Consider the following 22276-nt stretch of genomic DNA (forward strand, 5'->3'; position numbering starts at 1 on the left):
TTCCCCTGATCTACGTCCTAAAGCTTAGGGCTGTTGGGGACGGTCCTGTGCTACGCCTGCAATTGGTTGACCAATCTCTGCGCCAATGCTTTCAAAAAGCTCTTGATGGCTACCTGAGAGTGGTGAAAGGGTGACAATCCGTTCAAACTGCGCAAGTTCCACCAATTTTGGTAGAAACGGTTCGATAAGTGTCTCGTGTCGTGCGTGGGCCGCGGCATCAACGTAGCGTTCATAGCCATATACCGTTTCTCCAACCCGGGCGAACTCATAAACCAAAAGCCCGTCATCCGTGGCAGACGCCGCGACCATTTCCTTGGCTAGGGTATCGAAGGCCTGTGCGTTTTCATCAGACACTTTCAGGATTGCAATAAAAGCCACTTCTTCCGCGAACGCAGCAGTTGCTGTCGCCAGAGTTGCGATCAGCCCCAAGACCGTGATGTGGGGTCGAAAGTTCAATTCAGCCTCCATTCATTAGTACGGGTTATTTCTGATGATCCGAATTCCGATTGATACACCCCAAGGGCTCAGGAACGTCCGGAATTTCACCAAGTGTGCCCAATTCAGAAAGCCCGTAGGAGCGGCCAGCGCAACGATGACGCGCTGACCGCCATCACATTGTCAGATCCCATCGCGATGAGTGAACCGACCGTCCATCAGCGTGCCCTGCACCTTGATGTTCGAGATTTCACGCGGTTCGACAGCGGTAATATCCTGATCGAGAACGACGAGGTCGGCATACTTGCCCACTTCGATTGAACCGATCTTATCTTGCATCGCCTGCTGAGCGGCAGGATAGATTGTGACTGCCTTCAGCGACTCTTCCAATGAGGCCGGCTTGCGGGACAATGGGAACGGCTTGCTGTCCGGGTTTAGCGGGTCTTGCAGGGTCATCGCAATTTCAACGTTCAGGAGCGGACCGATCAGATCAATCGGCGCGGACGGAACATCCGAAGAAATCGACACATTGTGCCCCAATGCCATCAGCGAGGAATAGCGCGCAAAAATCGCCTCGACCTTAGCACGCCCCAACAAGTCCAACGCGTTTACGTCCTGTGCTTCCCAATCAACGTGGAAAAGTGGGGTCGTGTTCACCATGATCTCGTTTTCGATAACAGTCTCATGGTCCTGATCAGATACCCAAAAATAGTGGTGCAAAAGGTTGTTCGGAACGTCATAGCCAGCTCCGCGCGCGGTCATGATCGCTTCCACCGTGTTGCGCACTGTTTGTGACCCATCGACGTGAGTGCCCACCGGAAGCCCGTTCTGATTGGCCTGCAGGTAGACCGAAGTTATCATTGGGCCTTCAATGGCGGCCGCGCCGCGCGTTGCTGACCCATCAGCATAATCGTCCAGCATCCAGGCAGTTTTTGAGCTCCAGTTCCCCTCTGGATGGATCTTGATGCCCCAGATGCGCAGCATGTCGCTGTCGTATTGCTCTCGCAGATCAAGCGTGTGTTGAACAATGTCGTCAGCAGTTGCGGTTGGGTCCTTGAATCCCGTGGCGACAAAAGTGCGGATCGAAAGTTCGTCTTTCTTTTCGAGCTCATGCAAATGGGAAAGGACCAGTTTCTCGTCTTCCTTCACAAGCGACAGATCGGTGACCGTTGGCATGGCCATCAGGGGTATGTGAACGGCCGTTATCCCTGTTTTGACGGCCTGATCGTAAAGATTCTTTTGAATGTCGGGAATTTCACCCGCCGGGTCCCAAGCGCCCGCATTTCTGAACGCCGCCGCCCATTGGAACTCGATGCCAATTCCAGTCTGATTTCCTTCAGCGTCACGCTGCCAAAACATAACGCCCGGCACCTGATCTTCTTCGTCAGGGCTGACCTGCCCCGCTTCGAAGGCCTTGGAGTTCATCCAGATATCATGGATGGTGAAGTCAAGGATGAAGGCAGGGCGATCAGACACCACTGAATCCAAATCTTCCTTTGTCGGCCAGCCCCCGTAGGCAACCTGATTGAACCCATAGCCCAGGATCAAATCTTCATCGGGGTTCGCTTCGGCGTATTCCTTGATCGTGGCCAATGCCTCTTCAAGGGTCTCAATTCCAAAAAGGCTGACACCACGTGACGTCCAACCTGATGCGACGATGTGATCGTGACCCGAGACAAAGCCCGGCAACAGCGTGTCGCCTCCAAGGTCCAAAACCTCGGTGTTGTCATCGATCAAAGTATCAGCTCCAGCGATGTCGCCAACGTAGGTAATCTTGTTGCCTGTGACGGCTACGGCCTGCGCGGTTGGCGCATCATCATTCATGGTAAGAACTGAAGCGTTGGTAAAAACCAGGTCTGCTGCCTGCGCATACAGAGCCGTTGATGAAACCAGTAGTGCTACAATAGAGAACGAAAGCTTTTTCATTAGTAACTCCGAGAAGTTTAAACATGTATTCAGGTATTTGCGATCAACAGTGCATTCTGAGTTTAAAGTTGGCTATCCGATTTGTGCAAACTATTATAAATCTTGGGGTTCATCTCGCAGGAATGGGATGAACAGTCAGAGGTGTCATGTACCAGAGCGCCGAGATCCGCTCGATTGAAGACTTGCCCGTCTATAATGACGTGGAGTTCAACGCGACCGTGCTTTGCCCGCAGGGTCCACGACTGACCTGGCAAAGCGCAATGTTTGCAGATGTGGGCATACATATTGAGACTATTTTCACACGCATGCGGTACCAAGAAATTCAGTACCGCGGCACAATCTACTATGGTCTTGTTCTCCCACACGGTGATCCAGTCCGTTTTCAGGGGCTTTTGTACCAAACCCCATTTATTGTTTGCTGGCAGGGCCTGAGGCCAACAGAATTTGATTACGTGGTCGAGGCTGGGACACAAATCTATGTGTTGGAGGTACCTCGGGCAGTTGCCGAACACCGAGGGTGGACAGAATTTGGTGCGCCCATTCGGCTGACAAAATCTGACGCCCTGAACAGCTATATACGCTCTTTGGAAACTTGCTTGATCCTGGGTCAGTCGAAATCCGCAACCAATCCAAATCCTGTGTTCAATGCACTTGCCCAAGACCTTGAACACCTGATGGGCGATGCCCTTTTCTGTTCGGGTCGTGAAGAGGTTTTCAGCAAATCGGATCATGGCCATTGGAAAATCGTCACTGCCGCAGAAGCGCTTCTGATGGACGATAACAATGCCGGAATAACTATTCAGGAACTTTGTCGCTTGCTTGGGGTGCCCAGGCGGTCGCTATACGCTGCGTTCGAAAAACAGATAGGGCTTGGTCCGGGTAAATTTCAGACACTTATTCGATTGCATCGCCTCAGATCGCTGCTTCTAAATACGCCATATGAGAAAGGTGTCGTGTCTAAACTTGTTGGGGAAGCAGGCTTCAATCACTTTGGTCGAACATCTGTTGCCTATCGTCGGTTCTTTGGAGAGTCGCCGATTGACACAGTTAAGCGATCCTGACTCGCAGAAAAAAGAAAGATCACAGTTATCAAACTATTAGCGTCTCTTCAAACTGTTATAATACCGTAAATTACCTGCTAATTGCTCCACTCTGTACCGATATCTGAATTGCAGAAACGAAGAGTGGAGCAATCAGATGTCCAACTACAAGAAACTTGTTACGCTGCGGGCTCTCTATCCCTCAACAACCGCAGCAGCTCAAAATCTGGTTATGCGGGCCGCAGAATTGAAGCGGGCGCGCGAATATCAAATCCGTATCGAACTTAACGGTACTTTTACTGCGCAAGTCGCCTTCGAAAACGCAATGAAAGAAACCCTGCTTTGGGCTGCGCGTGAATCCCGCGAACTCAGCTCTGAGCGACTGTTCAAGTTCACGATGAGTATTTTCGCACAATTCTCGTTGGAATACCCCAGCTGGTACAAGGTGCTCCCGGAAATATCGGATTATCTACTGGACCTCACCAGTTCAGAACCCTCGAAACTTGATGACGCGGTGGAGCAGGTAAAAAGAGAACATTCGTCGAAAAAGCGGAAGTTGGAAGCATCGAAGGATCAGCATCTTGTCTTTCCTTTGTACGCAAACTCGCCTTCTTCCCCTTTCAACCATGCTGTTCAGTGAGGCAAACCGATGTCCGCAAAATACAATCATAAACACCGCATACCAGCTGCAATTCTGACAATTATTCTTGCAGCATTCACCGCGCCGGCCATGGCCGCAGATTGGAACAACAGCTACATCGGCATGAAATTCGGCTATGGAGAGCTTGAAAATGGCTTAAGCCATGACAATGGTCTTATCGGATTTCAACTCGGGCGAGATTGGGAAGCCTCAAACTGGGTGGGGGGCATCGCAATCGACGCCAACCATCTAAACTTCGCCTGTGATTGCGGCGATCCAGACACACTCACGCGTATCAGGCTTCGTGGAGGATATGCCTTTGGCAACACCTTGGCCTACGCGACCGCCGGGCCCGCATACGTCTGGGGCGGAGACGTTAATGACCGTTGGGGTTCTTCAATTGGTGCCGGACTGGAACACCGATTATCTGACGGCGTTTCGATATTTGGTGAGATCACACAAGAAAGGTTTGACAATTCCGATGGTGAGTTCGACCTGGAAACGACAACTGCTACGTTTGGGGTCAACTACCGCTTCTGACGCTCAGCCCAGCACAACCTGGCCCCGGCAAATCGCAAGAAATGTATTAGCCGGGGTTTAGCAATGTAAGAGCGTCGTCAAGTGGAACACGAATTGCCGCCCACAAACAATCGAGTATTATCCCGCATCAGGACCGCTGCGCACTTAAAGGGAAATGCTCATGGGCGTCGATAACGCATGGCTACGGCATTTTGCCAGGATGTTCGAGGAACGGCTGTCAGATGCCCGTGCCTTTAAAAACGCTTTACAGGACTCCGGTTTGACGCGCAGCGATCTGAGTGAGCCTTCGAAACTCATTGACCCTTACAAAGAAGGTCAGTTTGTCCGCCTGGCTTGCGATCACCTAAAGATGCCAGCCTTTGCTACGATCGCCGGATTGGATTTCAATTCACCGCGAGACATCGTTTGGTACATCTTAAAGTATTCACAAAATCTAAGAGAAGCGATTGAAAATGCATCATATTATGGCGCTTTGATTGATGACACAATTGGCTATTCCCTTGTTGTATCGGGAAATCATGCCTCCCTTCAGCTGCAAATCGTTGACGGAGGTCTCACTAAATTTCACAGGAGGACCGAGTTTCTTATCTTCTCGGCGATTTCTCTGGTGCGCATTATCACAAAAACCCAACTCTACCCATTAGAGGTTCGGTTTCAGCATGTGGTCAAATCCGCAGGGCCCGAAATACAAAAAGCCGCTGGCTGCGCCATTTCCTTTGGCTCTGAAAGAACAGAAGTTATTCTACCGCTTTCATCTCTTGATTTGCCAATTCCAAGCTACGATCCGGCTCTTAAAAAGCATCTGACCGATTACGGGGACAACCTGTTGAAAGAGAGGGTGGGTCTAAAGTCGGGCATCCGCAATAGGGTCGAAGCCCTATTGCTGAACGAACTGCCGGGGCGGATTCCAAATCTACAACAGGTAGCAACCGATCTGGGGCTCAGCTCGCGATCACTATCGCGACGTCTAAGCGAGCAGGGTTTGAGTTTTCGCCATATCGTCGATGACATCCGGTGCGACCTTGCCCAAACGTATCTGAAAGACGGCTTCACAATAGGTGAGATTGCGTTTTATCTGGACTTTGCGGGACAGGCGGCATTCTCAACGGCCTTCAAGCGCTGGACAGGTTTAACACCGCGGCAGTTTCAACTTCAAAAAAGCTGAAAGGCCCTGTATTGCCGTCTACATTATTTGCCGGGGCACGATTGGGGCGCACCCCTGACAGGTTAGTGAATCGACGGAACAGGGGTGATCGCGCAGTCTGAAATCTGCGGTGCTTTCCACAAAACAAATTCGTTCTGGTCGCAGTCGTCGATGACCAGAGCCACTGCATGTTTCGGAATTTTGGTTTCGAGAATGACCGGAGTTTTGTTCGTCAGACAACCAAACCTGGTCGCATAGTCCAATGCAGCGTCAAAGCTGGTTGTCCAAGATAATCCAACTTCTTTACCAAGACTTTGCCCGCGAAATATCGAAATTTCCATGGGAAGCAGGCGCCACTCAGCGGTAGGTGTCCAACTTGACTTACGTTTTTCTGCTCCCATAGCGTGAACAAACATAGTGTGGTCGATTTTTTCAAACCCACCCCACAAGATTTGCAACAAGGGCCAAAAGTCCCAGCTGGAGATTTCATTTTCAAGAAGCATTTCGACCACGGCATCTGCGCGTTGGTCGGCTTCATAATGTCTGTTCAAATGCATGCTGATTACTTCAACGGCACTGATCGCTTCGGTCTTCATGACTGACGCTCCGACTTTGTATCTGCAATTGGCAACGCACCTTAAAAGGTACTGTGATCCAATATTGGAGGTGGCGATCCGGTTCCTCATTTGAAAATGAGCCAAAATTTTCGTTTTATCTGCCAAGCTGAGGTAAATCGCAAAAAATTTACAAGATTTATAGATTTGGATTCCATCAGGGAATCTTACGTCCGAACATTATCTTTAGCTCGAAGTTGAGCGCGACGCTAAAACCTGAGGCCCAAGCCTATGGAAAATCCGTCAAAATCCTCGGCGATTACACCATTCAGCATGATCCGCCCGGCTTGCACCGATGGAATACCAGCTCGGCTTGTGTCAATCTCGATGCCGACGCCGGCAGTTGCCAACCAATCCGTGTCCAGAACCTTTGCGGCATCCCCATGATAATATACCAGCCCAGCGTCCAGAACGAGGAGAGTGGCCAAGTTGAAGAACCTGACATCCTTCAAAGGATAGCGATGGCGAGAAAATAGCGTCGTTTGGTTGGAGCTGGCCTTGGCCCCACCGGCCTGTGGTTCGTCAATTGGGTGAAACTCCAGAAACGTTTGGCGCAATCGGTATTCTGCCTGCCAAAGGCCAATTTGTGCTTCCTTGAATACGGCGACAGATGACCCTAGTCCCAGTGCATTCAGGTTTCCGTCAACAGAATCCGCCGACCCCGAATTGACTGGAAGCAACGGGAAGTCGATAATTGAAGCATCAGCCGTAACATGGCCGATTGATACATGCCCGAGCGGACGAATGCGCCAGTCATTTTTTAATGGAAACTCCCAACCGACGCCAAAGGTTGCCGCTACGCTTGCCCAGGTTACGTCTACATCTACACCAGGTGCAATTTCTGGAAAGAAAAGCACCGGGTTGTATTTTTGGTAAGCTACAAGCCCTTCAAGATATAGGCCATTATCGAGTGGGTGATACCCGCCTCGGAGTTGGGTTGATCTAAGGCTTTTTGTGTCGCCAGCTGCCCTTAGAAAAGAAAAAGAGGACATTGTTTCGTTTGGCGTGGCAGCAATACTCAAAACTGACAATGCTGCGCGTGCCGCCGCTTCTGAGGCATCTGGATCAGCGCTTTGCGCTGTCGCTACAGAGCCTACGCCCATAGCCAATATCGCTGCGCAGGCATGATCTTTTCTCATTTTTCCCTTGAAGGTAAACGTTTTACCGAATGACCCCATGCACACCGGTTAAAATGCGTAGGCAAGCGACAGCAAGGTCGCAAAGCCCTCCGTTGTATTTCGGTTGTCAAACTCTTTCCCGATGCGCAAGGCGATCTGAGCGCCTGGAAGATCTTTGGGTTTCCAGACACCTTCTGCTCCGACCAAGTTGATCTCATATTTTGAGGGATTACCTCCGGGTGTCCCGCTTTGCTTTGAAACCTGGAATGACCTTGCTGCCAAAAGCCCCAGATTGAAGCCCCGGACGACTTCTTTTCCAAAAGCAAACTCCAACGACAGGACGTCACCTGGGCGAATATCGGTGGTCTTCTGGCGTCCGAACGTTTCGTAACGTGCCTGAAACGTTGCCGCCCAAGGCAGGCTTGCATCCTGCTTCCACGTTGATCCTAAGAACAGCATGTGGCTCCACAAGCCCTTGCCGGTGTTGGTGCTTCCACCCGCTTCAAATTCTCCGGTTGGAGCCCAAAAGGTATAGGACGTTTGAAAGTGCCAGTTATTATGATGCCACCCCAACGCGATTGGTGTGACAACTGTATCTCCCAGATGATAATCTGTTCCCGATCCAGGTTCAGGCCGCAATACCTGATCTCTGTATGTCAGGACGACGCCTGCCCCATAATCGGCACCCAGTATCCTGACGTCCCGAAAAACATATCTGAAGGTCAACCGGGCCGCGTTGACTGTTGGCGTCGGTGCACCGATGTCATTTCCGTCGTCATCGACATATCGCTGGATATCGTAGTTGATCCAACCGTTTTCGATCACCCTGGTTCCCTGGGGTGGCAAAACAGCTGAAGTTTGTCCCAACCCGGCACCTAGCCCGTAATTTCCTGCTATTGGAAATTGAGCCGCTGCCGTGCCGCCGATAATCGAAACTGCAATGAATGTCAGAGTGCCGAGGACTGCCGAAACATTTGTCGAAACAGGAAAAAATGCACATGCTGATTTTGTAGATTTGAGAACATTCCAAAACCACTTCATAATGGAGCACCCCGCCGCCTAAGAAAGGCGATCATAGTCATATTTGTTTATTTGTTAATAGGCGGTGACTTGCTCGCCACGGTCATCAACTGTTTCCGTTTGGAACGATTGAGCAGCGCCTGAGCATTTCACAGCGACATATGTGCGCTACAGTTCCAGGTTGTTATGCAAGGATACATTTCCCCTGCCCGTCCATTAGCCTCGCGCTCGCGTTTTATCGTATGATCTAACAAGTACATTGATACACTTGACCAGTATCTGCGAAAATACCGTACCACAGAGCCGCTTCCCTTCGCGCCCTTCAAAATCCCACTCGAATTGGACCGATTGAATGACAGTCGCAAAATCCCCAAAAAAAGCACCACGACGAGCAACAACATTGGTAATGGCCGTGATTGGGGCCAGTTTATTCCTGCTCTTCCTTTCTCGCGACCTTCCCGGCGGGTTGGGTGACGATTGGGCAAAACAGAACTTCGGGCTTGTGATACGCTATGTTATCGCAATGACCATAGGTGGGGCCTTCATGGGGTTTCTGCTCGCTCCAATGTTTGGTCGTTCAGGCGTTGGAGGATGGGTCACAGCATTGGTTGGCGGACTTTTGTCAACATTCATTGCAGGCGCGTTCGGCAGCTTTTTTGGATTGTTGCCTGACCTCCTTTCCGATGGCTGGCAGGCAAGTGATCTCGTTTCAATATTATTTGGGTTTGCGGTTTTGCCACTTGCCGCTGCCGAAAATATCAGCTCGTCTTTGATTTGGCTGGTAATGGTGATTGCGGCACATATTCTTTCCCTCTTCGAGCGCAGAAAGAACACGGTGTACGAATGATGCTTGTTGGCCCTGAAAGCTCAACACTAGGGTCAGGACTCATAACCAATAATGACGGTTGCGGCGCTGCTACGATAAAACCAAAAGGCGCTATTAGATGAATGATATATGGATCATTGCAATACCTATACTGCTTGTTGACGTGGTCAGCCCAGTCCTTTTGGCAGCGACTGCTATCGCGTTAACCGGCGCGAAGCCGATTGCAAGCAGTCTTGCACTGATACTAGGGCATACGGCTGCATATTTTTTGGTTGGAGTTTTGATAGTTTACGGGTTGGCAGAGTTCATTGCTCCGGTGGTAGACTTTGTCATTGATACATTCGTGAATCCGATACCAATTTACTTTGTAATTGGGTTTCTACTGGGAATAGTCTTTCTTACACTTGCATTTACGTTAAGCATAAATGCTTCAATGAAAAAGCAATCGGGCAAGTCTGAAGCCATCCGGCAGAAAGATGGAGTTCTGCCGTCATTCGTCATGGGCGCAAGCATCTGCTTGGTTGGGATACCGTTCGCGGTTCCTTACTTTGGTTTCATCAATGAAATGTATCGTTTTAGCGTTCAGTCCAAGCTTGCCGGATTGCTGCTCTACAATATCGCCTTCGCCATTCCATTTCTGTTGGCTCCGCTGGCTTACAAACTAATGGGGGGCTCAATCGTTGAAAGGCTGAAGTCATTCAACCGATTCATCAGCATTACCGCGTCTTGGCTTGTACCACTTCTGTTTGGAATATTAGGGTGTGCTTACATCGTTGACGCGATTAAGTACTTTTTGACCGGGTCCGGGTTGGTTTGAAATTGGACACGAGAAGCCCATTAAGGGTTTCGTTCAATCAGCAGACGGAGGTTCATCTCCGGTGTGAACATGCACATCCATCTGCGGATATGCGATAAAGATGCCCTTGTTCTGTAAGCGTGTCTTTCCAATCTCTGTCAGATCCCAAAGTACATCCCAGTAGTCATCGGTTCTCACCCATGGCCGGCAAAAAACGTTCACGGATGAAGGCCCCAATTCACCGACAAAAATCCGGGTTTCCGGGTTTCTGAGGCAACGTTCATCTTCTACCACCATCTCGTTAAGGACCGCTTTTGCGCTTTCTATGTCATCCTTATAACCGATCCCAAACACAAGATCGACGCGCCGCACACGGTACTTGGTAAGGTTTTCCATAGACCCCTGCCAGATGGTCTGATTTGGAATCTGAACTAGGCGATTGTCAAAAGTTCTGAGCTTTGTCGAAATCACATTTACGTCGATAACTGTTCCCATGATCTGATTAATTGAAATAACATCTCCCTTTGAATAGGGGTTAGTTGCTTGAAGCAGAAAACCACCAATCACACTTTGAAAAAGATTCTGCATCATAAAGGCAATCAGAAATCCAAAGCCACCGACAACGGCAGTTGTGATACCTATATTTACGCCTAGGCCCCACAGGGCTAAAAGAAATCCAAGTAGTAAAACGGCCCAGCGAATAATATTCGGCACTACGACTGCCGCAACTTCATTTTCATCATCTCGATTCCGGAGCCATCTGCCAGATACTCTTTTTAGGATGCTCCCGAGAATAAAAGCCGCGATCAGAACTAAAATCGCTTGAAATAAACCGCTTAGCGCCCTAAGCCCGCCTTTCCCAGATCGCACCCAGTCCCAAGATAGATGTGCGATTGTGATCCATTGGTACGACAGCATAAGTTCACCTATGAAGCCCCAGATGAAGTCCTCGTGTTTTTTCACTTCTTCTTCTGGTCCACCTTTGCGGGCCAAAGCGTAAACCACGATCATGTAATTTTGAAAATAACCAATATTCTCTTGGTTTACGGCTTTTATTTCTGCAACAAGTTCAGGAACTTGATCATCTGCTGCGGTATCCAGTAGTGTTACACCCTCGGCTATTCTAGAGAGATTTGTTTGGACGCGGCGCTGCCAAACGTCTGCAATTTCTGTAAGATCGTCTACGCCCAAAGCCACTAAATGCCGGGCAAGAACTTTGTCGTGAACGTCTGGGTCACTCGAAATAGAAATTGAATTCTGATACGGATCCGTATGATCCAACTGTTGTGCCCGTGCCGCTCCAAGAAACAAAGACGACAGCAACACAACAGACAAAACCGTAGGTATTATTGACGCCGTTGTTCTGGCGACGTTCCGGAGATTGAATTGCGTCATGTATTCTCTCACACGGGTTCAGTCCATCTTCGCAATCAATGGCACGACTACTGCAGAATTTCCTAGCGTCTTTCAGATTAGGTGCGAGTGCGTCGATCTATCAATACCTTACAATGAATGAATTTTTTCACAAATCTATTGTAGGAAGATAACTCAAGCCAACGATTGGCCTTTGACAAGGTGCTGGTGATAAAACCCCGTTGGATAGGTCTGAATGAGCGAAAGTGACCAACTGCGGCCGTGGTGAGTGGTTTGAAAACAATACAAATTCTTAGCGAACATGATATGTGTTACGGAGGACCTGGGACAACGCCTTCCTCTTGTAGTACGTGCAGTATTCCTATGATTGTAGCAGTGCTGGTATCAATGGATCCCTTAAGATAGGCTCCTAAACCGCCATCTCCTATTTCACGTGGACCGCCGGATTCATACACCGGATCCAAAGGCTCGAACTCCTCGGGAAAAGCCGGGCAAAATGGTCGTTCGCTTAAAAAGCGTCCCGCGACTTCTAACAAAATAACTCGCAGCGCTTCGACATCTTCGACAAACCCCTCTATATCCCGTAATTGCTCAAGGGGTTGAACAACCGCGTCTACAAGCTCGTATGTGACGCACTTGTCGCTAAACCGGGCTGTAGCTGATGCCGAGAAACCAAAAATCCACCGGTCTGTCGGCTCGCCACGCGCAAAGACGTTCTCCCTTGTTTTGGTGCATTCAAAGAACTGAGTATCAAGTTTCCCACTGAGAGAGACAATTTCGCCTTGTGCCTCAACCACAAACTCACTGAGATCGGTTCGGCTTCCGCAGGAGTCCAGGATCGGCTCTTCAGAAAGCAGGCCGGGTAATCGGGTCTGCAGGTCGCTAAAATCAAGCGCGGCTTCGACGCCAACACGTGTTGGCGAAACCGCCGTCATTACCAGGTTAAGACCGTAATCAATCTCTGTTGCACCGACGACCAGAGTGTCCTCTATGTCAAATTCTGCTTGCTGTGCGGCGGTATGGGAAACAAGGCCAATGCTGCCAATCAGAAACACCGCCAGATGTGTGTGTCTCATTGCTGCCCCTCGATAATATCGCTCAACTCCATTACGCTGAGCAGATTGACAAGTGTAGTGGCGTCTGTGTCAATCGACCCCTGAATTTCAGCACCAATGCCGCCTTCGCCGATTTCGAGCGCTCGGACGAGTGTGGCTTTCGGTGACACCGGCTTCAGTTCTTTGGGAACTGTCAGGCAAATCGGGTTGGCATCGAAATAGTTCTCGGCTTGCTCGAGAATTTCTGTACGTGCCTCTTCAATTACTCCAAACATTTTTGCGATAAAGCCTGTAAATCCCCTAGGATCCAATTCAAGCTCAACGACAGAAAAGCGTACACATTGTGCTTCGACGAAAGCCTCGACCTTGGCTTTGGTGTCGATTTCTTGCGTCAGCCAAAGACCTCCACGTTCTTCGCCCGAAGCATTCTGGCTACAGGAATAAAATCGAACAAACATCGATCCGCGCAATTCGACGTGATCTTCGATCGCCTCCGTCTCATGGATCTTAACCGACACTTCTCGCGAGCAACTATCGTCATAGACCCCTGATGCCAGTTCCGGGAACCGTGCCTGAATTGCCCTCAGGTCAGCCATGGCCGTCACACGTAGGCGGGTTTCGGTCGCAGGGCTCAACCCTATGAAAAATGCAACATTAAACACCTCATTGCCGACAGGGACTTCACTGGGCAGTAGAAATTCGATGTCGCCTTTGTATTTCGACGGGTCAATTCCCTCCCCATTCTTTACGGCGGCCAACAATCGCTGAGGATTCAGATCGCCTGACGGTTTAGGTCTTTCACGTTCACAAGCTGCAAGTATGGTGAATAGAACAAAGGCTAAAATCATGACTGGTGCTGCCCGTTTCACTTTGTCGAATATGACCAAGTTAGACAAACGTCGTAATCCTGTCCTGAAGGTGAAAACCATTCTACAAGAAATAGTTGAGACCAATTGGCTAGTCGAGAAAAATCGGCGATCCGCCTGACCTTGAGTTTGCTTCAACAAAGTAACTGCCCTCAAATCAAAACAATTCCCAAAACCCGAATCCACACGTGAAAAGATGATCTGTTGGTTCAGGTACTACCGTGTTGCGGAGGCATCTGTGTCCACCGTCCACATTTTCTCACATTCTGCCGTTACCCAAACCACAACCGAAACCGCAACAATTGACATGGTGATGCCCTAGCCTATCCTCGCAACCCGACCCAATTCAAAGGGTCAAACTGGTGGGTGCTGAACCTTAATTTGGGGTGCTGTTTGATGATCGCGGAAAACACCTTGAGTTTGCGACCAGACTTGCATTCCTCCAACCATTCGGGCCTGATTTCTCCGGGTCAAATAAGTTGGTTAAGCACCGTCAAGTTCATGCCGCAGCTGCTACTGCCTAGCAGGTATTACGTATGAGGGTTACACTAAAACTTCTCCTTGGATGTTGTCTGCTGCTAATTTTTGGCAGCTGTACCTATGTTCCGTTCGATACACCGAAGGTGAGTTCCCGTGCCATCCCAGCAGACGGAACCCGCGCTCAGCAAATCGTGTCTGATCTGACTGGTCCCGACAGACAGTCGATGGCAATGGCACCTTTGTTCGATGGCAATGATGCGCTCGGAGCGCGATTGCGAATGATCGAAACGGCGGAAAGCTCAATTGACTTGCAAACTTTTCTGATCAAGCCCGATTTGGCCGGTTCGCTGATGTGGCTTGCCCTGTATTCCGCGGCAGAACGTGGAGTGAAAATCAGACTGCTGTTCGACGATGTTTTCACGACGGCGCGTGATGATCAGATTGCATCCTTGAACGCACATCCAAATGTGGAAATTCGCGTTTTCAATCCACTGTCCCGGAACAGTACCGCGGCTGTTAATTTCCTGTTGGATTTCGCCCGAGTAAACCGCCGAATGCACAACAAGGTGACGATCACGGACGGCAGTTTTGCGATCATCGGCGGCAGAAACATTGCAGACGAATATTTCAGCATAGGAACGCAATACGACTTTGCGGATTTCGATCTCTTTGTCGCTGGCTATCCTGTTCAAAAATTGTCCGAGACTTTTGACACATATTGGAACGACGCCTGGTCCTTGCCATTTGCCATCGTACACGATGGTGACGTTGCGCCTCTGAGCGAAGCATATGAACAGTTTCAAGCACGCGCTCTGGACCAAGAAGTTTCTATTTATGAACGGGCTCTGGGTTCTGAGTATATTAGAAAGCTCGAGAATGGTCAGGTGCCTGTCCACTTTGGTCGCGCGCGTATCGTGGCCGAAGATCCTAAGAAACTTCGCACGCCTTCTGGCATCGGGCCTTTTGCGGTAGGGGATGCCTTTTATAACAGCCTGGGACGTGCGAAAAGTAGTATCACGGTAGTGACCCCTTACTTTATACCCGAGGAGTACGGCACGGAGTATTTGGAAAAGCTGGTCCGAAACGGCATTGATGTTACGATAGTGACAAATTCTCTTGCCTCAACCAACCATCCCTACACCCATGGCCATTATGCAAGGTATCGTAAACGCCTGTTATTGGCCGGAGTAAACTTCTTTGAGGTTCGTGCCAGTACATCGCGTTCGAATGAGGGCGCGGAAATACCGCTGACCCTTCACACAAAAATTGCTTTGATAGATGAGGCTTATGTTTTTGTGGGTTCTGCAAATGTTGATCCAAGGTCCATTCGGCAGAACTCGGAAATCGGAATGTTGATCCGCAGCCCTAGCCTTGCCGAAGAAATCCAAAAACAACTAGATGCGGCTCTACCGATCTACACCTACAAGGTGTCGATAAGTGACGCCGGAATACTTCAATGGGAAGAAACAGCGTCAAAGAACAAAAAGCTATTGCCCCAAGAACCGTCGGCAGGGATCTGGCGTAAACTGGTTGCTAAAGTGTCCGGTTGGCTTCCGATTGAAAGCCAACTTTGATGCCGGTTTTCAGTAAACTTCCAGCTCAAGCAGGTTCCAAAACCCTTCCCTGCTGAGACACGACCACGATAACATCCAGCGAATCGAAAATAGCCGAAAGATCCGTTTGGAGTTGCAACGTAAGCTGGTCAATCTGCGCGGCCAGGCACGGATGCTGCGGATCATAGTAAACCATAATAGTATAACCACGCCCCAGCTTCGATACGGACAGATCAATTAGTGTGCCCCCATCTGAGCGCAATGTGTTACGCACGGCCCTGCGTGCCGCAGCAATGTGCTGAGGTGCCGCAGTCGCCCCTGCCAATTCTTGCACGCCTGACATAAAGTCCCTGAAATATTGCACGATGACGGTCGCACATAGAACAAGCACTATGATTGAGTCCCCGACAGGCGCAATTGGTGCCAGAAAACCATCTTTGAAGAAATGAATGCCCAAAAGTCCAACTGCAGCAGCAAAGGTGATGATGCCGTCAAATGCGGCCGCTTTCTTTTCCAGCCGCAGAACGTCACTTTGCTTTCCGGTCTTCAGCCATGACCGGGTGTGAAACCCCCAAAGCAACAGACAGGTAAGACCGACAACAACAAAGTACCCAACCATTGGAGCAAACACCAACTCCGGTTGGGCTTCTCCGTTCAGGTATCCCGCAATGCTCAGGGCGGCGTTGGAAATCGCGAAGACCACCAATCCTAACAAAGACAGCGATCTGAAGGTGGTAAACAGCGCTTCATCGCCAGCATACCCATAGGGGCGAAATTTGTCCGGTTTCTTTTGCGCATTACGTGCCACCCGTTTTCCGAAAACGGCAGCAGTAAAGCCGATAAGTGAAAACAGCCCGTCCACCAGAATGGCCTGAGAATGGGAATAATACGCGGCTACAATCCCAGCCGCAGCCATGAACAAATTTCCGGCCATTCCCACATTCATGGCGCGGCTTTCCAACCCGTGCCGACCTTCAACAGTCGAAGAATTCATAACCCGTTCCTAAGTTCCCAAGCTCTGGATATCGTACGACGCCCGCACGTTAATGGTCCGGCCCTAGTACCAATTCCGCTAGTATCACATCTCATCCGAAGCCAAGTGCTTTGTGCCTCTCCGTATTAAATCCACAACGCCGGCTGCATAAGGGAGATCGCTAAGATATTCGTCGAGCGTAAATTGATCGGATGGAAAGTTCGACAGCGCATCGTCTGCCAACTCAGCCTCGCCTGCTAGTCCGTGAATAGCAGCAATCAACAGCCAATCACCTGCATGTTCACGGGCATCAATCAGGCGCACTTTTTCTGAGGCCGATGCGTAATCTCCATTTTCGACATCCTCGAGGCACAAGGTGATATTCGTCCAGATTGGCAACAGTGGATTAATGTCCAAAGCCTGCCGTACCATTTGGCCGCCCATCTTTGTGTCGCTCACAAGCGCCAACCATGCTCCTGCTAATGCGATCAACAAGGCACCGTTGGGATTGGCCTGTATCGCGGCGCCGATCAAGCGCTCAAACCGTGGACTGTCCCCAGCCATCTGCGCGTAAATAGCCGCAGCAAACAAGGCTTCCTGACATTGTGGTTCAAGCGCAACAGCCTTTTCTGCATGGGCCTTCCCTTGTTCCAATACCGCACTCAGGCGTTTTTGGCCGAGCGCAACTTCCTCCACATACCCCAGCGCAACCAAGGCATGGGCCAAACCTCCGGAGTCATTGTTTTCGGTGGCATTCCGAGCAAGATTCATCATTTGCTGTAAGCTGCCTGATCTGGATGTACGCAGGTGAGCATGGAAAGCCAATAAAGCCTGATATGCACTTTGCCCGGATGTTGCGCGACTTGTGAAACGCTCTAGTGCATCCGTGGCGACAACTCCGTAAGCGTCGGCTATTTTCACCGCGCATTTTTTTGCTACTTGTTCCTGAAAATCAAAACAGTCCATGTTGTCCGGATCAAAATCGCGCCGATCAGACCACAAAATTGATCCATCACTAGCTCTTTTAAGTTGCATAATCAGACGCAGGCTGGATTGGGCGTCCCTCACTGATCCATCCAGAACATAGTCACAACGCGGTATGAAGTGCGCCGAAGTATCGTCCGAAGGCGCGTCATCATACCCCGTCAGAACGCGGATATGGGCAAATCGTGCAAGCTCAAGCCCCAGTTCCTCGGGAAAACCATCGCGAAAAAACCGGGCACGTATCGTATCTGATCCGGAAAAGGCACAGATGCCCAAAATTGGCCATCCAGCACCGTCTACCAGCGATTTCCCTTGCGTTTTTTCCTTAGCAAAATTTTTTTCAAACTGCGGGCGATATTGCCCCTTGGGGATAGCTATAGACACCAGGTCATTGGCCCCCGAGGTCAGGTAATAATAGTCCAGCGCTTTGCGTAATTTGACAGCCTCGATACGGACAATCGGATCCACATTGGGATCAAAGTCAGCACCTCGTCCAAAAACATCCATAGCCAGGGCGGTTCCCCTTAATTCATCGCCGCGCCCTTCAAGCTCACGGTGAACAAGGTGCTCAAGAAACGATTTTGTCCTCGCGCTGCCATCAAAGTCTTCGGATGTTACAATGCGTTCCAGCTGTTTCAGGATATCCGCTTTGTCAAATTTTTCTGGCACGGCAATTCTCCTGCATCGTCACGTCATCAAGTTTGCCAATGTAAATTACTGTATAGCAACATGTTACTTCCTCCCACCAATCCCATCACATTCCTAACTGAAAGCCATCTTGGAAAACGGGTAATACCGAAGGAGGCTTTTGATGACGTACAGATGGACTATTTCGGTGATTGTCACCCTTGCGGTGTTGGTAACGGCTGTTTCAAGCGCGCATTCCACAGACATGTGGCAAGACAATCCGGTTCAGACTCATTACGGGAGGCCGGTCCAAACCGAGCGTACCAATCTCTCCCGAACCGCGGGCGGCACTACTTCAAGGAAATCCGAACTTCATCCAACGGAAGCTCAGAAGTCCTCCGAGTGTCAGGTCCCTGATCTCAGAATTTTATGGCTACACCGACTGAGTAACCTTCAATATTGTCGCCTTTCGCTACACGAGCCATAAGGCGCAGTTCTTCGACCCAGGCAGAATCGTTTTTGGACAGGTCCAGCTCAATCCCGGCGCCCAACTGGGCAAGCCACTCACTGTCCAAAACGATTCCCTGATCGCCTGGGATATAAGAGGCCGAAATTTCGCCAACCCAACGCGTGGGCTGGGAGAACACCCGAACACCTGTCGGCACTCTGATCCGGGACCAGGCAACGGTTGATATCGCTTCGGCCTGACCTACAAGATCGGTGTCCAGCGGTTCCAGAATGATGTGCGTATGTCTAAATCGTAGATCGAGTTCATAGTCATTCGCCCAACGACGATTAAATTCAGCAACCAACGATCCTCCGTATCCCAGCGCCGTTATGCCCCCGTCACTCAGAAAATCCAAATCGGCATCCAGGATGCTGCTAATAACCTGGGTAGCAATGGAACTGTCACTCTGAACCCGGCCAATTGAAAAATTGACCATCGGACGAAATTTCCAGTTTTCGTTAATGTCAAATTGCCAACCGATCCCACCGGTTGCAGCTACACTTGTCCAATGGGACAAAATGCTTGTGCTGGTGCTGACCCCGGACAACAAAAACTCCGGGTCATAATTGGTGAACCCAATATATCCTTCCAGGTAAACCGGAATGTCTTCTGAAACCCTGAAACCGCCCCCTATTTGACCGCCTCGAAGGTCGTAGTCATCGCCGTTTTGAACATTTTTATCCAATAAAAGGACGCTAGCCGACTCATTTGGTGCCGCCGATATTCCCAGAATTGCAAGAGCTCCCTTGATGTTGTCGCGGACATCATATCCGCTTCCGTCATCGAGTGATTGACCCATCGAAGAGTTGGCTGCGACGCTGCAAACCAAAATTAGCACCGATAACCTAGCTATTGCCATGCAATCTTGCCCCCCCCAACCCTCAGTAACCCAGACACTATAAGCACTATTTAATAATCGCGATATTTATAATGTGCTGAAAGCCTCCAGAGACTCCTTTAGTTGGAGGTGTTGCGAAAGTTCCCCTAGCCGAATAATTCACGCAGTACTTTTAGATCAAGCAACCAATTCCGCGAATTGATGAAAGCGAGCATAGCCCAGACCTTGAACCCCACCATCGGTCGGACGCACCGTGCCTCATCTAATGGACTGCATTGTCCAGGAACCGGAGGGCTATGAATGATAAATGCAAACCCCAAGGATGGCCGCCAGCTAGAGAGCATCGAGGTCTGTTAGTAATCTGATCTACTCGACCCTAGCCTCATGAACGAGGCGCCCATTCATCACTGTGTAGAGCACATTGATCTTACTAATATCCTCGGGCGCAACATCGAACGGATTCTGGTCCAGTACGATCAGATCGGCCAATTTTCCTTCTTCGAGCGATCCGACCATATTGTCGATGCCAATTCCGGCCGCTGAATCTAGTGTGTAGGCGCGCAACGCATCAGCTAACGGCACCATCGCTTCCGCACCACCGAGCTGCTCCATCTCCGGTTGACCGGGCAATCTGCGCGTTACAGCCATCTGAATGATGGTCAGAGGCTCAACAGCGGCGAAGTAGGTTGTTGCTGGCCAGTCTGAGCTAATCGAGACCGTCGCGTCATTATCCATCATTGTCTTGATAGCAATATACCTGTTCAATCGCTCTTCTCCCAACCGGACCTTGGTCACGTTCACCAGAAACGGGTCGAGCGTACCCCAATGGGCCTGCAGATCGACAACAACACCAAGTTCTTTAAACCGACCGTAATCCTCCGGATGAATAAGCATCGCGTGCGATATCACGTTGTGGCGGTCACGCTCGGGGTTTTCTTCAATGGCCAATTCGATTGCGTCCAGCATCTTGCGCACGGCCAAATCGCCGTGGCAGTGACAAAAAACGTCAAGCCCTTTTGCGTCGGCACGTTTTACAGTTTCGTTCAGGGTATCGTACGGAATAATCGGGGCGACCTGGACATCGGGCTTGTCCGAATATGGATCCACAAACAAGGCCGTGTGGTGTTCGTCACCACCGTCTATATTGACCTTGATTTTTCTGGCTTTCACAAGTTCGGTGTTATTCTCCTTCACCAATTCCTCGATCATAGGAATTGGGTCAATCTCCGGGTCGTTCCAGTAGTAAGACCCGTAAATCCGCAACGGCAGGTCACCAGAGGCTTCCAGCTTGTCCGTCATCGAATGATTTGGAACACAAATCAATCGGCACTCCGCTGCGGACAACTATTCCGACGATGCTGACCGTGGCGCTGGCGTATGAGCTGATGCCTGCGCTCAGCCACTTTAGCAACCTGCTGCCGGGCGCCCTGATCCTGACCGCAATCGCTCGCGACTTCATGCTGTGGTGGCGTCCATCGAAAGAGGAGATGGTGAAATGATCGAACTTCTCGTCACATCTTTTCCGTTTGTCCTGCGCGTGATCTATCTGAAATGGCGCGGGATGCCCGTAACGCTCTACAACGTTCACCGTGCCGTCTTTATGTGGTTTGTACTGGCCCTGATCGTCTTTTTTGCGGTGTTCTACTACTATCCCAAATCCTACACCGGCCTTGTTCCGTTCAGGACTGTACCTGTCGTGGCCGAAAATGGTGGGACCGTCACGGACGTCTTCGTAAAGGGCGGAGACCATGTCGAGCCCGGTGATCCACTGTTCGCCGTTGAGAACGCGTCTGAGCAGGCTGCGGTTGATTTCGCGCAGCGCAAAGTCGAGGAAATCGAAAGCGCGAAACTGGCCGCCGAGTTGCAAGTCGAAACGGCACAGGCCGTTCTGGACGCGGCGCTCACCGCCAGAGAGCAGGCAAAACTGGTTCTGTTGGATCATCGTGCTTTGCAGGCCAAAGGATCTGCCGCGTTTCAGGTTAGCCAGTTGGAACGCGCCCAGGCGACCTTGGATACGCGTGAGGCAGAGGTTGAGGCCGCTGAGACACAACTGGGTGTAGCGCAAGTTCAGGCAAACGCCGTTTTGCCAGCCCAGCTTGCGTCGGCGCGTGCGTCGCTGAAACAGGCCCGGGTGGAACTGTCCAAGACATTGACGCTCAGCTCGGTAGACGGTGTGGTTGAGCAGGTCACGCTCAACGTTGGATCGCGTGCCGCGTAGGCGGCCATGAGCCCAGCCATGCTGATCGTCCCTGACCGCAAAGAGGCCGAGCGTGGACGTATCGTGGCCGGGTTCTCGCAGGTATCCCGCACCGAATTGTACGAAGGCATGGCGGCGGAAGTGGCCTGCGAAAGCAACTTCAACATCTCGATGCGCAATACGGTTCTTCCAGCAAGGATCGTGCGTATTCAAGAGTCGATCTCTTCCGGCCAGCTTGCGCCCAGCGGTCGACTGATTGAGCCCAGCGAAAAGGCAAAACGGGGTCAGATCGTTGTCCATCTTGATCTTGTACACCCCGAACACCGTGATCTTCTGGTGCCCCGGCAGCGGCTGTATTGTTCAGTCCTACACCACCAGTTTCGAAGGGGACATGGAAGGGACACTTGTCGCGCATGGGATCCAAGCCATGGGTATCATCAAGGCGGTTGGTCTACGGGTCAAGGCCTGGTTTGGTCTGACCTCGGGCATCGGCCTGATCGGTGGCGGACACGCCTGATTTTTAAAAGAATCTCCTATTCAGTAAACACGGCTCCCGATAAATGTAGGGAGCCGTTTCTGCTATTTTTGGGCATGCCGCATGCCAAAAAAGGCGATTTCTTTCAGTGTTTTCTGCTGCGCTGCGAACGGTTCGAAAGACCGCTCAAGCAGTCTTTTGCAGCAAAGTGGCAGCTAAATACACTAGCCCGGAATGTCAGCTTTGT

22 protein-coding genes are annotated in these 22276 nt (G+C 50.5%); 10 read left to right on the forward strand and 12 right to left on the reverse strand.

Translation table 11 applies throughout. From position 1 onward, the window contains the following. Nucleotides 1-24: 24 nt before the first annotated feature. Both GOX75_RS16060 and GOX75_RS16065 read right to left on the reverse strand, forming a co-directional pair. Entirely contained in the window at nt 25-456 is a 432-nt protein-coding gene (locus GOX75_RS16060; protein ID WP_171124804.1) for a putative quinol monooxygenase, read from the reverse strand. A gap of 162 nt (nt 457-618) precedes the next feature. Further along, nucleotides 619-2361, reverse strand: coding sequence for an amidohydrolase (locus GOX75_RS16065; protein ID WP_171124805.1), 1743 nt, complete (start codon nt 2359-2361; stop codon nt 619-621). Nucleotides 2362-2507: 146 nt separating this feature from the next. On the opposite strand from GOX75_RS16065, the gene GOX75_RS16070 reads away from it, so the two are divergent. The 4 genes from GOX75_RS16070 to GOX75_RS16085 all read left to right on the forward strand — a co-directional run bounded on the left by GOX75_RS16070 (nt 2508) and on the right by GOX75_RS16085 (nt 5746). Continuing rightward, nucleotides 2508-3422 (forward strand): helix-turn-helix domain-containing protein, encoded by a 915-nt coding sequence (locus GOX75_RS16070; RefSeq protein WP_171124807.1) that lies wholly within the window; start codon nt 2508-2510, stop codon nt 3420-3422. A 136-nt stretch (nt 3423-3558) separates the two neighbouring features. Then, on the forward strand, nt 3559-4041 hold the full coding sequence (locus GOX75_RS16075; protein ID WP_171124809.1) for a hypothetical protein: 483 nt from the start codon (nt 3559-3561) through the stop codon (nt 4039-4041). Nucleotides 4042-4050: 9 nt separating this feature from the next. Continuing rightward, complete coding sequence (locus GOX75_RS16080; RefSeq protein WP_171124811.1) at nt 4051-4581, forward strand: outer membrane protein; 531 nt, start codon at nt 4051-4053, stop codon at nt 4579-4581. Nucleotides 4582-4741: 160 nt separating this feature from the next. Next, the gene (locus tag GOX75_RS16085) at nt 4742-5746 is read left to right on the forward strand and encodes an AraC family transcriptional regulator (RefSeq protein WP_171124813.1); all 1005 of its coding nucleotides are present in this window, start codon (nt 4742-4744) and stop codon (nt 5744-5746) included. 62 nt (nt 5747-5808) lie between these two features. On the opposite strand, the gene GOX75_RS16090 is transcribed toward GOX75_RS16085, so the two are convergent. The 3 genes from GOX75_RS16090 to GOX75_RS16100 all read right to left on the reverse strand — a co-directional run bounded on the left by GOX75_RS16090 (nt 5809) and on the right by GOX75_RS16100 (nt 8498). Beyond that, nucleotides 5809-6321, reverse strand: a complete 513-nt coding sequence (locus GOX75_RS16090; RefSeq protein WP_171124815.1) for a hypothetical protein — start codon at nt 6319-6321, stop codon at nt 5809-5811. Between the two features lie 227 nt (nt 6322-6548). Further along, entirely contained in the window at nt 6549-7517 is a 969-nt protein-coding gene (locus GOX75_RS16095) for an autotransporter domain-containing protein (protein ID WP_171124818.1), read from the reverse strand. Nucleotides 7518-7526: 9 nt separating this feature from the next. Next, entirely contained in the window at nt 7527-8498 is a 972-nt protein-coding gene (locus GOX75_RS16100) for a transporter (RefSeq protein WP_171124820.1), read from the reverse strand. A gap of 331 nt (nt 8499-8829) precedes the next feature. On the opposite strand from GOX75_RS16100, the gene GOX75_RS16105 reads away from it, so the two are divergent. After that, complete coding sequence (locus GOX75_RS16105) at nt 8830-9324, forward strand: hypothetical protein (protein WP_170484327.1); 495 nt, start codon at nt 8830-8832, stop codon at nt 9322-9324. 97 nt (nt 9325-9421) lie between these two features. Beyond that, nucleotides 9422-10120, forward strand: coding sequence for a hypothetical protein (locus tag GOX75_RS16110; protein ID WP_170484325.1), 699 nt, complete (start codon nt 9422-9424; stop codon nt 10118-10120). 33 nt (nt 10121-10153) lie between these two features. Here GOX75_RS16110 and GOX75_RS16115 read toward each other — a convergent pair whose 3' ends face one another. The 3 genes from GOX75_RS16115 to GOX75_RS16125 all read right to left on the reverse strand — a co-directional run bounded on the left by GOX75_RS16115 (nt 10154) and on the right by GOX75_RS16125 (nt 13535). After that, nucleotides 10154-11494: a mechanosensitive ion channel family protein gene (locus GOX75_RS16115; protein WP_171124822.1), complete on the reverse strand. Its 1341-nt coding sequence runs from the start codon at nt 11492-11494 to the stop codon at nt 10154-10156. A 290-nt stretch (nt 11495-11784) separates the two neighbouring features. Next, nucleotides 11785-12549 (reverse strand): hypothetical protein, encoded by a 765-nt coding sequence (locus GOX75_RS16120; RefSeq protein ID WP_171124824.1) that lies wholly within the window; start codon nt 12547-12549, stop codon nt 11785-11787. After that, nucleotides 12546-13535 carry a hypothetical protein gene (locus tag GOX75_RS16125; protein WP_171124826.1) on the reverse strand — a complete coding sequence of 330 codons (990 nt, stop codon included), beginning with the start codon at nt 13533-13535 and terminating at the stop codon, nt 12546-12548. The genes GOX75_RS16120 and GOX75_RS16125 overlap by 4 nt, the downstream gene beginning before the upstream one ends. A gap of 395 nt (nt 13536-13930) precedes the next feature. Here GOX75_RS16125 and GOX75_RS16130 point away from each other — a divergent pair, with 395 nt between their 5' ends. Further along, nucleotides 13931-15448 (forward strand): phospholipase D family protein, encoded by a 1518-nt coding sequence (locus tag GOX75_RS16130; RefSeq protein ID WP_171124828.1) that lies wholly within the window; start codon nt 13931-13933, stop codon nt 15446-15448. 25 nt (nt 15449-15473) lie between these two features. On the opposite strand, the gene GOX75_RS16135 is transcribed toward GOX75_RS16130, so the two are convergent. From GOX75_RS16135 to GOX75_RS16150, 4 genes are all read right to left on the reverse strand, one after another. After that, nucleotides 15474-16421 (reverse strand): cation transporter, encoded by a 948-nt coding sequence (locus tag GOX75_RS16135; RefSeq protein WP_171124830.1) that lies wholly within the window; start codon nt 16419-16421, stop codon nt 15474-15476. 84 nt (nt 16422-16505) lie between these two features. After that, complete coding sequence (locus GOX75_RS16140; RefSeq protein WP_171124832.1) at nt 16506-18053, reverse strand: hypothetical protein; 1548 nt, start codon at nt 18051-18053, stop codon at nt 16506-16508. Nucleotides 18054-18430: 377 nt separating this feature from the next. Continuing rightward, entirely contained in the window at nt 18431-19378 is a 948-nt protein-coding gene (locus GOX75_RS16145; RefSeq protein ID WP_170484313.1) for an autotransporter domain-containing protein, read from the reverse strand. A gap of 345 nt (nt 19379-19723) precedes the next feature. Continuing rightward, the gene (locus GOX75_RS16150) at nt 19724-20656 is read right to left on the reverse strand and encodes an amidohydrolase (protein WP_171124834.1); all 933 of its coding nucleotides are present in this window, start codon (nt 20654-20656) and stop codon (nt 19724-19726) included. Between the two features lie 8 nt (nt 20657-20664). Here GOX75_RS16150 and GOX75_RS16155 point away from each other — a divergent pair, with 8 nt between their 5' ends. The 3 genes from GOX75_RS16155 to GOX75_RS20260 all read left to right on the forward strand — a co-directional run bounded on the left by GOX75_RS16155 (nt 20665) and on the right by GOX75_RS20260 (nt 22071). Next, nucleotides 20665-20856: a hypothetical protein gene (locus GOX75_RS16155; protein ID WP_171124697.1), complete on the forward strand. Its 192-nt coding sequence runs from the start codon at nt 20665-20667 to the stop codon at nt 20854-20856. Next, a complete protein-coding gene (locus GOX75_RS20255) occupies nt 20853-21575 on the forward strand; it encodes an HlyD family secretion protein (RefSeq protein WP_217354443.1) in 723 nt (240 codons plus the stop codon). The genes GOX75_RS16155 and GOX75_RS20255 overlap by 4 nt, the downstream gene beginning before the upstream one ends. Before the next feature lie 271 nt (nt 21576-21846). Next, entirely contained in the window at nt 21847-22071 is a 225-nt protein-coding gene (locus tag GOX75_RS20260) for a hypothetical protein (protein ID WP_217354444.1), read from the forward strand. Nucleotides 22072-22276 lie beyond the last annotated feature (205 nt).

This window comes from Ruegeria sp. HKCCD7251 (genome assembly GCF_013031165.1).
Taxonomy (GTDB): Bacteria; Pseudomonadota; Alphaproteobacteria; order Rhodobacterales; family Rhodobacteraceae; genus Ruegeria.

What these genes read in the sequence shown, in the direction of transcription:
- GOX75_RS16075 (WP_171124809.1), top strand. Translation starts at nt 3,559, where the DNA reads ATGTCCAACTACAAGAAACTTGTTACGCTGCGGGCTCTCTATCCCTCA.
- GOX75_RS16135 (WP_171124830.1), bottom strand. Translation starts at nt 16,421, where the DNA reads ATGAATTCTTCGACTGTTGAAGGTCGGCACGGGTTGGAAAGCCGCGCC.
- GOX75_RS16120 (WP_171124824.1), bottom strand. Translation starts at nt 12,549, where the DNA reads ATGAGACACACACATCTGGCGGTGTTTCTGATTGGCAGCATTGGCCTT.
- GOX75_RS16095 (WP_171124818.1), bottom strand. Translation starts at nt 7,517, where the DNA reads ATGGGGTCATTCGGTAAAACGTTTACCTTCAAGGGAAAAATGAGAAAA.
- GOX75_RS16080 (WP_171124811.1), top strand. Translation starts at nt 4,051, where the DNA reads ATGTCCGCAAAATACAATCATAAACACCGCATACCAGCTGCAATTCTG.
- GOX75_RS16070 (WP_171124807.1), top strand. Translation starts at nt 2,508, where the DNA reads ATGTACCAGAGCGCCGAGATCCGCTCGATTGAAGACTTGCCCGTCTAT.
- GOX75_RS16115 (WP_171124822.1), bottom strand. Translation starts at nt 11,494, where the DNA reads ATGACGCAATTCAATCTCCGGAACGTCGCCAGAACAACGGCGTCAATA.
- GOX75_RS16090 (WP_171124815.1), bottom strand. Translation starts at nt 6,321, where the DNA reads ATGAAGACCGAAGCGATCAGTGCCGTTGAAGTAATCAGCATGCATTTG.
- GOX75_RS16150 (WP_171124834.1), bottom strand. Translation starts at nt 20,656, where the DNA reads ATGACGGACAAGCTGGAAGCCTCTGGTGACCTGCCGTTGCGGATTTAC.
- GOX75_RS20255 (WP_217354443.1), top strand. Translation starts at nt 20,853, where the DNA reads ATGATCGAACTTCTCGTCACATCTTTTCCGTTTGTCCTGCGCGTGATC.
- GOX75_RS16100 (WP_171124820.1), bottom strand. Translation starts at nt 8,498, where the DNA reads ATGAAGTGGTTTTGGAATGTTCTCAAATCTACAAAATCAGCATGTGCA.
- GOX75_RS16085 (WP_171124813.1), top strand. Translation starts at nt 4,742, where the DNA reads ATGGGCGTCGATAACGCATGGCTACGGCATTTTGCCAGGATGTTCGAG.
- GOX75_RS16105 (WP_170484327.1), top strand. Translation starts at nt 8,830, where the DNA reads ATGACAGTCGCAAAATCCCCAAAAAAAGCACCACGACGAGCAACAACA.
- GOX75_RS16110 (WP_170484325.1), top strand. Translation starts at nt 9,422, where the DNA reads ATGAATGATATATGGATCATTGCAATACCTATACTGCTTGTTGACGTG.
- GOX75_RS16130 (WP_171124828.1), top strand. Translation starts at nt 13,931, where the DNA reads ATGAGGGTTACACTAAAACTTCTCCTTGGATGTTGTCTGCTGCTAATT.
- GOX75_RS16145 (WP_170484313.1), bottom strand. Translation starts at nt 19,378, where the DNA reads ATGGCAATAGCTAGGTTATCGGTGCTAATTTTGGTTTGCAGCGTCGCA.
- GOX75_RS16065 (WP_171124805.1), bottom strand. Translation starts at nt 2,361, where the DNA reads ATGAAAAAGCTTTCGTTCTCTATTGTAGCACTACTGGTTTCATCAACG.